The 12,022-nt window shown below is 72.6% G+C and carries 9 protein-coding genes; 6 read left to right on the top strand and 3 right to left on the bottom strand.

The features are described from left to right. The first annotated feature begins 166 nt into the window (after positions 1 to 166). The gene (locus ACTFAP_RS15365) at positions 167 to 916 is read left to right on the top strand and encodes an SLATT domain-containing protein (protein ID WP_500466602.1); all 750 of its coding nucleotides are present in this window, start codon (positions 167 to 169) and stop codon (positions 914 to 916) included. Between the two features lie 23 nt (positions 917 to 939). On the opposite strand, the gene ACTFAP_RS15360 is transcribed toward ACTFAP_RS15365, so the two are convergent. Beyond that, positions 940 to 1,587 carry a putative DNA-mimic protein gene (locus ACTFAP_RS15360; RefSeq protein ID WP_030733123.1) on the bottom strand — a complete coding sequence of 216 codons (648 nt, stop codon included), beginning with the start codon at positions 1,585 to 1,587 and terminating at the stop codon, positions 940 to 942. Between the two features lie 160 nt (positions 1,588 to 1,747). After that, on the bottom strand, positions 1,748 to 2,407 hold the full coding sequence (locus ACTFAP_RS15355) for a GntR family transcriptional regulator (RefSeq protein WP_390116000.1): 660 nt from the start codon (positions 2,405 to 2,407) through the stop codon (positions 1,748 to 1,750). 65 nt (positions 2,408 to 2,472) lie between these two features. Here ACTFAP_RS15355 and ACTFAP_RS15350 point away from each other — a divergent pair, with 65 nt between their 5' ends. The 5 genes from ACTFAP_RS15350 to ACTFAP_RS15330 all read left to right on the top strand — a co-directional run bounded on the left by ACTFAP_RS15350 (position 2,473) and on the right by ACTFAP_RS15330 (position 10,640). Further along, the gene (locus ACTFAP_RS15350; RefSeq protein ID WP_500466601.1) at positions 2,473 to 3,105 is read left to right on the top strand and encodes a DJ-1/PfpI family protein; all 633 of its coding nucleotides are present in this window, start codon (positions 2,473 to 2,475) and stop codon (positions 3,103 to 3,105) included. Between the two features lie 77 nt (positions 3,106 to 3,182). Beyond that, a complete protein-coding gene (locus ACTFAP_RS15345; RefSeq protein WP_495684951.1) occupies positions 3,183 to 3,626 on the top strand; it encodes a MarR family transcriptional regulator in 444 nt (147 codons plus the stop codon). Positions 3,627 to 4,151: 525 nt separating this feature from the next. Continuing rightward, complete coding sequence (locus ACTFAP_RS15340; RefSeq protein ID WP_500466600.1) at positions 4,152 to 5,987, top strand: protein kinase domain-containing protein; 1,836 nt, start codon at positions 4,152 to 4,154, stop codon at positions 5,985 to 5,987. A gap of 69 nt (positions 5,988 to 6,056) precedes the next feature. Beyond that, positions 6,057 to 8,129: a serine/threonine-protein kinase gene (locus ACTFAP_RS15335; protein WP_500466599.1), complete on the top strand. Its 2,073-nt coding sequence runs from the start codon at positions 6,057 to 6,059 to the stop codon at positions 8,127 to 8,129. Between the two features lie 183 nt (positions 8,130 to 8,312). Next, positions 8,313 to 10,640 carry a serine/threonine-protein kinase gene (locus ACTFAP_RS15330; RefSeq protein ID WP_500466598.1) on the top strand — a complete coding sequence of 776 codons (2,328 nt, stop codon included), beginning with the start codon at positions 8,313 to 8,315 and terminating at the stop codon, positions 10,638 to 10,640. 90 nt (positions 10,641 to 10,730) lie between these two features. On the opposite strand, the gene ACTFAP_RS15325 is transcribed toward ACTFAP_RS15330, so the two are convergent. Then, the gene (locus ACTFAP_RS15325) at positions 10,731 to 12,014 is read right to left on the bottom strand and encodes an adenylosuccinate synthase (RefSeq protein WP_400011978.1); all 1,284 of its coding nucleotides are present in this window, start codon (positions 12,012 to 12,014) and stop codon (positions 10,731 to 10,733) included. Positions 12,015 to 12,022: the final 8 nt, after the last annotated feature.

Genomic DNA, 12,022 nt, shown 5'->3' with positions numbered 1-12,022 from the left:
CCCGGCTCACTCCTTCGGGTGAGGGGAGCGGAGCAGGCAAACGGAATCACCCTCCGATCTCGCCCGCTTACGGGCGCAATTACTCCGAAAGTGGTCCGTCCGCCGCTGTTTCCCGGGGTAGGAAAGGGGATCTTCGTTCGTTCATACCTCTTCAGGGAGTCGCGGGATGAGCCATCCGGAGCACGCCCGGCGCGCGGATCTGACCGGGGGCCCCGCCCCCTGCGCCGACTGGCACGAGCCCACCGACCGGCTGGTGGAGCTGTACGAACGCGCCGAGCGGGAGGCGCTGGCCACCATGGAGTGGTACCTGGAATCGCGGCAGCGCAAGCGACGGGCGGCCCGGGCGCTGCGCGGCGGGATGCTGGCGGGGCTGGCGGTGGGGGCCGGGCTGCCGCTGCTGGCGTTCACCGGGGCGGGCGGGGGCGGCGGCGGGGGCGCCCTGGCGGGCTGGGGGTATCTGGCGCTGCTCGGCGCGGGCCTGTGCGCGGCGTCCGACCGCTGCTTCGGCCTGAGTTCGGGCTGGATGCGGGACATGGCGGTGGCGCAGGCGGTACGGCGGCGGCTGGAGGCGCTGCGGTACGACTGGGCGGCGGAGAGCGTACGGGAGGTGCTCGGGCCCGCCGAGGGCAGCGCCGGCGACGCGGCGGAGCGCTGCCTGTGGGTGCTGCGGCGGTTCTCGGAGGACCTGGCCGAGCTGGTGCGGGCGGAGACCGCCGACTGGATGGTGGAGTTCCGGTCCGCGCCGGGCCCGCTGCCGGCCCAGATCGGGCCGGAGCGGGGGCACCGGGAGGAGCGGTACGGGGAGTGCCCGGCGGTGGGCGGCGCGCGGTTCGCGCCGCTGCCCGGCGGGAGCGGCGGGGGCGGCGGCCGGGCGAACATGCCGAGGCAGCGGCCCCCGGAGGGACCGCGCCCCTGAACGTCACGGCGGCCGCCGCCGGATCAGCTGAAGACGATCATCGAACCCTGCGCGAGGCTGCGGGTGGCGGCGGCGTGCAGGCCCAGCCAGACATGGCGCTCGCGGGCGAACGGGCCGTCGTCCGCGTACCCCTGCGCCGGTTCGTCGAGCCGGGTGGGGCGGCCGGGCGGCGGCGGGCTCGGCGGCGGGTGGAAGGGGTCGATGCCCAAGGCGGGGGCGACCGTCTCCAGCTCGCGCAGCAGACCGTGGCTGGAGCCCAGCGGCCCGCCGCCGGCCAGCAGGGAGTCGGTGACGAGCGGGTGCGGGAAGTCGACGGGGACGTACGCGCCGGCGTGGTCGAAGTGCCACACGAGGTGGGTCTGCTGAGCGGCGGCCTCGAACATCTCCAGCAGCTGCTGGTAGTCGCCGTCCAGGTCCTCGACCGGGGTGACGGGCAGCCCGCTGAGCCGCAGGAGGTAGGCGCGGCGCAGGAGATGGAGGGCCGTGTAGTCGAAGCCGGCGACGGGGGCGACGTCGCCCGACATGCCGGGGACGTACCCGTGCACCGGGACGGGCGGGGCGCCGGCCTCGGCCAGGGCGCGGTCGTACTCGGCGAGTTCTTCGGCGAAGGGGTTGTCGGGGCTGTGGCACAGCACGTCGACAAGGGGGACCAGCCACAGATCACAGGCCACGGCATCACGTTCTCTCGGAGGGAGGTTCGGCGGACGGCTCGGAGGTGGTGCGGTACGGATACGGGTAGGGGCCTCGGTGTCGGTGTCGGTGTTGGGGCCGGGTCGGGTCGGGGTCGGCGAGGGTGTTCGTGGGGAGAGGTCTCCCCCGCCGTCGGCCGGGTCACGCCCCGGAGAGTTCGATCGCCAGCGCGAGGGTGTGGGCGCGGTGGGCGCCGAGGAGCCGTTCGGTGTCCTTGGCGTCGCGGCGCTCCACGGCGTCGGCGAGTTCGAGGTGCCCCGACCAGAGCCGGCCGTTGAGGGAGTGCCGGCGGCGGAGATAGGGGACGGTGTACGCCCAGCACCGGACGCGCATCCGGTCCATGAACTCCCCGATGTGGGGGTTGGTGAGCAGCGCGTCGAACTCGCGCCAGAAGCGCAGGTCGTACCCGATGAGGATGTCGAGATCGCCGCCGAGGGCGGCCTGCCGGGCAGCGGCGGCGCGGCGGCGGATGGAGGTGAACTCCCCGGGGTCGGCCTGCGGCAGGGCGAGGGTGGGGTTCTGGTGGAGCACACCCTGGCAGACGAGCGCCTGCGCCTCGATCAGCCGTTCGAAGTCGCTGAGAGTGTCCTGGCGGATGCGGAAACCCCGGTGCTGCTCGACCTCCAGCAGGCCCTGGGCGGAGAGGTCCACCAGGGCTTCGCGCACGGGGGTGGCGGAGACGCCGTAGTGCTCGGCGATCTCCCGGACGGTGAACTCGCCGCCGGGGGCCAGCCGGCCGGCCAGGATCTCTTCCCGCAGGGCATCGGCGAGTTGCTCGCGCAGGGTACTGCGTTGAATCACGCCGACCCACACTACAGTTCCCCGATTTCATTGACAGCATCCTGTCCACTTGACAGAATACTGCCATGAGCGACAGGGCAGCGGGAACGCACCCGCGGACAACGGACAGCACGGTGCACCTCGCCGTGTACGACGGCCTCGCCAACTGGGAGCCCGGACACGCGATCGCCGAGCTGCGCCAACGCGGGTACCGGGTCCGGGCGGTGGGCGTCACCGACCGGCCGGTGACGACGCTGGGCGGGCTGCGCGTCCTGCCGGACCTCGCCCTGGACGAGCTGCGGCCGGCGGACAGCGCGCTGCTGATCCTGCCGGGCTCCCCGGCATGGGAGAGCGGCGAGGGCCCGACGGCGGCGTTCGCGCGGACCGCGCGGCGCTTCCTGGACGCGGGGGTGCCGGTGGCGGCGATCTGCGGGGCGACGGCGGGGCTGGCGGCCGAGGGACTGCTGGACACCCGGGCGCACACCGGGGCGGCGGCGCCGGTCCTGGCCATGACCGGGTACGCGGGCGGCGCGCTCTACCGGGAGGCCGACGCCGTGACGGACGGGGATCTGATCACGGCCGGGCCCACCGACCAGGAGGCGTTCGCGCGGGAGATCTTCCGGCGGCTCGGCGTCTTCACCCCCGAGGTGCTCGACGCGTGGTTCCGGCTGTACGCGGAGTCCGACGCCGCCGCGTACCCGGTGGTGGCGGGCGCGTGAGCGCGGAGCGGCCCGGGGACGCGGATGCCGCCGCCGGAGCGGGGGCCGGGAGCGGGGCGGGGGCCGAGCGGCAGGCGCTGTTCTCGGGGACGGCGCTGACGGCCTTCCGGCTGAACGGACAGTTTCTGTCGGTCGCCGAAGGGCTGGCCAGGCCGGCAGGGCTGACGGCAGCCTGGTGGCAGGTGCTGGGTGCGGTCGTCGACGAACCGCTGCCGGTGTCGGGCATCGCACGGGCCATGGGCATCAGCCGGCAGAGCGTGCAGCGGATCGCGGACCTGCTGGTGGAGCGCGGCCTCGCGGCATACGAGCCCAATCCGGCGCACCGGCGGGCGAAGTTGTTCGGGCCCACGGCCGAGGGGCGGGAGGCGATGCGCGCGATCGGCCCCGACCACGCGGCGTTCGCGGACCGGCTGAGCGAGGCGCTGGGCGGGGACGGGGAGTTGGCGCGGGCACTGGCGGCCCTCCGCCGGCTGAGCGAGGCCCTCGACCGGCTGGAGGCGGAGAATCCCCCGAACGGATGATGTCACTCTCTGTAATCACACACTACGCTCGTGGTGACGGTGGGCACGACGCGGGGGTGAGCGGGATGCGGGAGCGGGCGATGGAGGCGTGGTTCCCCTGGATGGCAGGGCGGGCGGGCTGCCTGTGGCGGGGCGCGGGCGCCGTACGGGCGGCCCTGCGGGTCCGCCGCCCCGACTGCCGGACCGGAGGCGGCACCGGAGCACGAACGGGAGGCGGCGCCGGGGCGCGGGCCGGGGGCGGCGCCCGGACCCAGGCAGGGAGCCGGGGTGAAGGTCCAGTGAAGGGCCCGGCACACGCGGGCGGCCCGCACGGAAGGGTCGAGCCGGGCGGTACAGGCGGTATGCCGGGTTCGGGCACCAGGACGGGCACGCACCGTACATACGGCGTATGCTGCGTGGCCGTGCCGGGTGCCCGCGGCCCTGCCCGCACGGGCAGTTCATGGGCTCCTGCGGTACGGACCCGGCTGACCGGCCTCTATTCTCGGTGGCGTTCGGGACCGCAATACGGGGAGGGAAACGCCGCTCATGCGACCGCTCGCGCCCGAAGACCCGCCCGCCATCGGCGCCTACCAGCTGCTGGGCAAGCTCGGCGAGGGCGGAATGGGGCAGGTCTACCTGGCCCGGTCCGACCGCGGCCGCACCGTGGCCGTCAAGACCGTGCAGCCGGCGCTGGCCAGGGAGCCGGAGTTCCGGCGGCGGTTCGCCCAGGAGATCACCATCGCCCGCAAGGTCGGCGGGCAGTGGACCGCGCCGGTGCTCGACGCCGACACCGACGCCGACACCCCCTGGGTGGCGACCGGCTACATCGCCGGCCCCGCCCTCAACCAGGTGGTGTCGGAGGACTACGGGCCGCTGCCCGAGAAGTCGGTCCTGACCCTGGCCTCCGGGCTGCTGCTGGCGCTGCGGGACATCCACGCCGTGGGCCTGGTGCACCGGGACCTCAAGCCCGCCAACGTACTGATCACCATCGACGGTCCGCGCGTCATCGACTTCGGTATCGCACGCGCCTACGACGGGGTGACCGGTGGCGGCCTCACCCGGACCGGCTCGGTGATCGGCTCGCCGGGCTTCATGTCGCCCGAGCAGATCATGGGCAAGCGGCTGTCGGCCGCCAGCGACGTGTTCTGCCTCGGCTCGGTGCTGGCGTACGCCGCCACCGGCAAGCTGCCGTTCGGCACCACCGACAGCGGCGGGCACGCCCTCATGTACCGGATCGTGCAGGAGGAGCCCGAGCTGGACGGGGTGCCCGACGGGCCGCTGCACGAGCTGATCAGCGGCTGTCTGCACAAGGACCCGGAGGTTCGGTCCTCCGTCGACTCGCTGCTGGAGCTGACCGGCAGCGAACCGCCGAGCGGCGCCTGGCTGCCCGCCGATGTGCTGGCCCAACTGGGACGGCACGCCGTTCAGTTGCTGGACCGGGAGGACCCCCTGCCGGCCATGGGGCGGGCCGGTCCTGCGGCGGCCGAGCAGCAGCCGGCGGCGGCCGAGCAGCAGGCCCAGCCGACGGTGCCGCCGGCCGTCGCCCTGGCCGAGACCCCGCCGCACGGCGGGCCGCAGGCCGCCCCGGCGTACAGCGGTGTGCCCTCGGCCCCGGCCGGGTTCGGCCCCGCGCTCACCACGCCGCTGGTCTCCCCGGTCGCCCACGCGGCGCACGCCGCCGCACCGCGCACGCCGCAGGCGGGTTCCGGGGGCGGCAGCCGTGGCCCCGGGGGGCGCCTGCACGGCACCAAGCCCGTGAAGGGGCTGGCCACGGCGCTGACCTGGCTGCTGGTGCTCACGGCGGTCATCTCGACGTTCAGCCTCAGTCAGTACATCGACATCGTTGAGCGGATGACGGGCTGGGGCGGTGATATCTCCGGCTTCGCCGACAACAGCGAGATCCGCACCATCGTGACGCTGACCGCGATCCTGGCCGCGGGCGCCCTGCTGCTCCAGTGCGTGGTGATCGTGCTGTGGCTCATCTGGTTCTACCGGGTGCGGCACAACGCCGAGATCTTCGCGCCGGGCCGGATCCGGTACGGCAAGGGGATGGCGATCGGGTCCTGGTTCATTCCGATCGGGATGCTCTTCCTGCCCCGGGGCATCGCCCGGGACATCTGGCGGGCCAGCCATCCGCAGGCGTATCCGCCCATGAAGGCGGTCGACTTCTGGTGGGTGCTGTGGGCGCTGTGGATGGCCTGCCTCCACCTTCCGCTCGCCTGGGACTCCTGGACGAGCGTGTCGAGCATCGAGTCGGCCCAGGTGGTGCTCGGGGTGCTGCTGGTGAGCGAGTTCCTGCTGTTCGTGGCCTCCATCGCCGCCATCGTCTTCGTCCAGCGGCTCAGCCGGCTTCAGGAGCAGCGGATGGTCAACGCGGCTTGACAGAGCCGCGCCGGAGGGCCTCTATCCTCAGTGAGGCACGAAGGTTTCGAACGGGGGAGTTCGTTTCGCATGGACCCGCTGACGCCGCAGGACCCGCAGCGCATAGGTGAGTACCGGCTGCTGGCCAGACTGGGCGAGGGCGGCATGGGTCAGGTGTACCTGGCCCGTTCCGACCGCGGCCGCACCGTCGCCGTCAAGACCATCCGCGGTGAGCTGGCGCGGGAGCAGGACTTCCGGCGGCGGTTCGCCCTGGAGATCACCGCCGCCCAGCGGGTCGGGGGCCGCTGGACCGCGCCCGTCCTGGACGCCGACACCGAGGCGGCGACGCCCTGGGTCGCCACCGGCTACATCGCCGGCCCCTCCCTGCACCAGGTGGTGGGCCGTGACTTCGGGCCGCTGCCGGAGCGCAGCATCCGGCTGCTGGCCAACGGTCTCACCGCGGCGCTGCGCGACATCCACGCCGCCGGTCTGGTGCACCGCGACCTCAAGCCGTCCAACGTGCTGCTGACGATCGACGGGCCCCGGGTCATCGACTTCGGCATCGCCCGCGTCCTGGAGTCGGAGCCCGGCGCCGGGGTGACACGGACCGGGGCCACGGTCGGCTCCCCCGGGTTCATGTCGCCCGAGCAGATACGCGGCCAGCGGCTGACCCCCGCCAGTGATGTGTTCTGCCTGGGCTCGGTGCTCGCGTACGCGGCCACCGGGCGCACCCCGTACGGGGCGCTGGACAGCGGGGCGCACATCCTGCTGTTCCGGATCGCCGAGGAGGAGCCGGAACTCGACGGCATACCCGAGCAGTTGCGCGGCCTGATCTCCGCGTGTCTGGCGAAGGAACCGGCGGCCCGTCCCACCCTGGATGACCTGGAGCGCTACACGGCGGCCGAACGCGACGGTGAGCCCTGGCTGCCGGGCGCGCTGGTGGCCCAGCTGGGGCGGCACGCCGTCCAGTTGCTGGACTCCGAGGACCCGGAGAGCCGCACGGACACCCCGGCGGTGGCCGCGCCCGCATCCTCGCCCGAGCCCGCGCCCGAGCCCTCCTCCCCCACCCCGACGGCGCTCGCGACCCCGGCCACGCCCGCCGCCGCGCAGCAGCAGCAGCCGCCCTCGGTGGCCCAGCCGCCGCATCACCAGGCCACCTTCGGCGGCCCGGTGCCCTCGCCCTACAGTCAGCCGGGCGCGGCACCCGGCCCGTACGCGCACCACTCGGGCGGGTTCGGCCCGCCCTCCCAGCAGGTGTACACGCAGCAGGCGCACCAGCCCCCGGGCCGCACCGCCGGCCGCCGGCTGTCCGGCCCGGCGATCGCGGGCATCTGCGTCGCCTTCGTCGCCCTGATCGGGGGCGGCATCATCACCGCCAACGTCATCAACGGCAGTGGCAGCGGTGGCGGCGGTGGTGGCGGCGGTGACGAAGCGATCACCGAGGCGTATCTGGGCTCCTGGCAGGGCGAGTACACCACCGTGGACGACGAGGGCGAGAACGTCTGGCACGGGGTGCGGCTGGACGTCGTCCAGGGCGAGGAGGGCGAGAACGTCGGCACGGTGACCGCCGTGACCGACCATCTGCTGTGCACCTACGAGATGCGGCTCAGCTCCTTCGACAAGGACGCCGAGGAGCTGGGCTTCCGGGCCGAGCCGGTGTGGAGCGTGCCCGCCGACGAGGTGGACGACGACTGCCCCACCCCCGACACCCCCGAGGTGCAGCGGATGGTGGCCGTCGGCGAAGAGGACATGACGCTCGCCCTCGCCGGCGAGGAGATCGACCTGGAGCGCGCCGGGAGCGACGCGGTACCCGATCTGCTGGTCGGCGAGTGGGGCGACACCTGGACCGACGAGGACGGCGTCGAGTGGGCCACCACCCTGACCGTCTCCGAGGGCACCATCGGCGAGGTCGTGCTCACCTACGAGGAGTGGAACCACCATCGCGGCACCTGTGTGTGGGAGAACAACCTCGCGCAGGTCTTCGACCGGGAGGTCGTCCTGGGGCCGGACGTCTACGTGGAGTCCGCGTCCGCCGCGAGCCTGGACTCCTGCGGCGAATTCAGTGCTCCCCGGCTGACGGTCGCGCGGGGCACCAATGACACGATCACGGTCGGCTGGATCGACGATCCGGGCGGCCGGACCCTGGACTTCTACCGGCAATAGCGGCTGACACGACTACTGATCAGTAAGTGATCGGTATTCGATGATCCAGATCACAAATTGGCAAGGAGCGCAAGCTCACACCCGAGAACGGGAACCGGTTACGGTTCGGCTTCTGTCCCCATGTGTACGTACAGGCACCCGTATCCTCAGGGGGCTTACGCGAGCGAAGAGGAGTACCACAGCATGAAACCGCTCGGGCCCACCGATCCCCAACGTGTGGGCCAGTACAGGCTGCTGGGGAAATTGGGCGCCGGCGGGATGGGCAGCGTTTATCTCGCCCGTTCCGACCGTGGACGCACGGTGGCCGTAAAACTCGTGCAGCCCGAACTCGCCCGGCAGCCCGAATTCCGCCGCCGCTTCCAGCAGGAGGTCGAATCCGCCCGCCGGGTCGGCGGGGAGTTCACCGCGCCGGTGCTGGACTGCGACACCGAGGCCGACACGCCGTGGGTGGCGACCGGCTACGTGGCCGGCCCCTCCCTGCACGAGGTGGTCACCTCCACCTACGGCAAGCTGCCCGAGCGCACGCTGCTGATCCTCGCGAACGGCCTCGTCAAGGCGCTGCGCGACATCCACGCGGCCGGCCTGGTGCACCGTGACTTCAAGCCGTCCAACATCATGCTCACCATCGACGGCCCGCGGGTCATCGACTTCGGCATCGCCCGGGCGCTGGAGGCCCACGGCGAGGGGCTGACCCGTACCGGCGCGGCCGTGGGTTCGCCGGGCTTCATGTCGCCCGAGCAGTGCCGCGGTGAACTGGTCACCCCGGCCAGCGACATCTTCTGCCTGGGGTCGGTGCTGACGTTCGCCGCGACCGGGCACACCCCGTTCGGCGACGCCAACAGCGCGATGCACGCGCTCATGCTGCGGATCGTCCAGGACGAGAAGAACCTGGACGGGGTGCCGGACGGCATCCGCCCGCTGATCGAGGACTGCCTGGCGCAGTTCCCCGGCGAACGGCCCGGGCTGAACGCGCTGCTGGAGCGGACGGTCGACGCCGACGAGATCGGCGACGACGAGCCGTGGCTGCCGGGCGCCCTGATCGCCAAGCTCGGCAAGCACGCCGTGGAGCTGCTGGACTCCGAGGACCCGCTGGTGACCCCGCCCCGGCCGGCCATGTCGCCGCCGCCGGCGATGCCGTCCGCGCCGCCGTCCTCGGTGAACGCGCCGGCCGCGCCCGCGTCGCCGCCGCCGAACTCCGGCCCGCCGAGCGCCCCGGTGACCCCGCCGCCGCCCGGTGCCCTGCCGACCCCGACGCAGATGACGCCCCCCGGAGCCCACGGTGCCCCCGGAGCCCCGGGCACCCCGCCGCCGAGCCCGGTGCCGGGGCAGGGTCCGGGCAGCATGGACGCGATGCAGACCATGACCTCGGCGATGCCGCCGCCGGGGATGTACGGCACGGCCCAGCCCACGCCGTACGGCCAGCCCACCACCGGGTACGGCTACCCGGGCCAGCAGGGACCCGGCTACGGCTACCCGCAGGGCCCCGGCGCGGGGCAGCCCACGCCGTACGGGCACCAGAGCATGAACGCGGTCTACCCGATGGGCCCGGGCGGCCCCGGCGGACCGGGTGCTCCCGGCGGACCCGGCGGGCAGAACGGCAAGAAGAAGTTCACCTGGCTCATCGTCGCGGCGGCGGTGGCCGTCTTCGGCATCGCGGTCGGCGTGGCCCTGGCCCTGACCAGCGGTGACGACGACAAGAACAACCAGGCGGACCCGGACCCCCACCCGACCGAGCAGACCGACCCGGAGACGGACCCGGAGCCGGACCCCGAGCCCGAGCCGGACCCGATCGAAGAGGTGCCGGGGAACATCGACCCGAACGAGATCCCGTACGACATCTACAACGCGTGGGAGGCGGAGGTCGAGAACCCCTCCGGCCAGACCGCGCTGCGCCGGATGGAGGTCTCGTACGACGACGACTACAACCCCCACCTCACCACCTGGGACCTGTACGGCGACGTGCTGTGCAAGGGCGAGGGCACGCTGCTGGACACCACCGGCGGGGTGCTGACGTTCACCAACGAGATGACCGAGACCGTGCCCAGCTCGGCCTCGTGCTCGGCGCTCGGCAACCAGACGCTGGAGATGGACGGCTCCGAGGTCACCTGGACCGTCCCGGCGGCGGGCATGGAGGCCGACTTCGAGCTGGCGGTCGGCGGCGTGCAGCGCGACGCCATGCCGTACGCGCTGATCAGCAAGTCCTGGGTGGTGGACATCCCGGGTGCGGGCTCGGCCACCGTCTCCCCGGAGACCATCGCCTACCCGGGCCAGACGGCGCTGACCGTCACCGGTTCTTCCTGCACCTGGGAGTTCCAGATGGTGTCCGGCGACATCAACGGCGACGGCATGACCGTCAGCCCGGGTGAGGTCACCAGCGGCGGTTGCGACCCGCTGCCCGCCTACCACGTCACCTCCGACGAGGACAGCGAGGCGCCGGAGCTGACGATGGAGCCCCTGGAGGGCGCCACCCTCTCGGACACGCTGACCGGCGCGTACCAGAGCCGGTACTGACCGGCGGCGCCGCACACGGCGAGAACGAACGGCCGGGGGCCGGAACGCGATCCGCGTTCCGGCCCCCGGCCGTTGTACCGAGGTGCGCGGTTACAGGAACGAGTTGATCTGGATCGTCTCGTCCCGCCCGGGGCCGACGCCGATCGCGGAGATCGGGGCGCCGGAGAGCTCCTCCAGGGTCTGCACGTACCGCTGCGCGTTGACCGGCAGGTCCTTCACCGAGCGCGCCTTGGTGATGTCCTCGCTCCAGCCGGGCAGGTACTCGTACACCGGCTTGGCGTGGTGGAAGTCGGTCTGGCTGTAGGGCAGTTCCTCGACCCGGCGGCCGTCGATCTCGTACGCCACGCAGACCGGGATGCGCTCCCAGCCGGTGAGCACGTCCAGCTTGGTGAGGAAGAAGTCGGTGAGCCCGTTGACCCGGGTCGCGTACCGCGCGATCACCGCGTCGAACCAGCCGCAGCGCCGGTCGCGCCCGGTGGTGACGCCGAACTCGCCGCCGATGCGCCGCAGCGCCTCGCCGTCCTCGTCCTCCAGTTCGGTCGGGAAAGGACCGGCGCCGACCCGCGTCGTGTACGCCTTGAGGATCCCGATCACCCGGCTGATCTTCGTCGGGCCGATGCCCGCACCCGTGCAGGCGCCGCCCGCCGTCGGGTTGGAGGAGGTGACGAAGGGGTACGTGCCGTGGTCGACGTCCAGCAGCGTGCCCTGGCCGCCCTCCAGCAGCACGACCTTGTCCTCGTCGATCGCCCGGTTGAGGAGGAGGGTGGTGTCGGCGACGTACGGGCGCAGCCGGTCGGCGTAGCCGAGCAGTTCGCCGGTGATCTCGTCGATGCCGATGGCGCGGCGGTTGTACAGCTTGGCCAGCAGCTGGTTCTTCTGGTCGAGGGCCGCCTCGACCTTCTGCCGCAGGATCGATTCGTCGAACAGGTCCTGGACCCGGATACCCTGCCGGTTGATCTTGTCGGCGTAGGTCGGGCCGATGCCACGACCGGTGGTGCCGATCTTCCGCTTGCCCAGGAAGCGTTCGGAGACCTTGTCGAGGGTCTCGTGGTAGGGGGTGATGAGGTGGGCGTTGCCGCTCACCAGCAGCCGCGAGGTGTCCACCCCGCGGGCGTTCAGGCCGTCCAGCTCGGAGAAGAGGACCTTGGGGTCGATGACGACGCCGTTGCCGATGACCGGGGTGCAGCCGGGGGAGAGGATGCCGGAGGGCAGCAGATGCAGCGCGTACTTCTGGTCGCCGACGACGACCGTGTGACCGGCGTTGTTGCCGCCCTGGTAACGCACCACGTAGTCAACCGAACCGCCGAGCAGATCGGTGGCCTTGCCCTTGCCTTCATCACCCCACTGAGCGCCGAGCAGCACAAGTGCGGGCACAGGCGTAC

Source organism: Streptomyces sp. PH9007, assembly GCF_059813725.1.
This window is presented reverse-complemented; position numbering and strand designations above follow the sequence as displayed.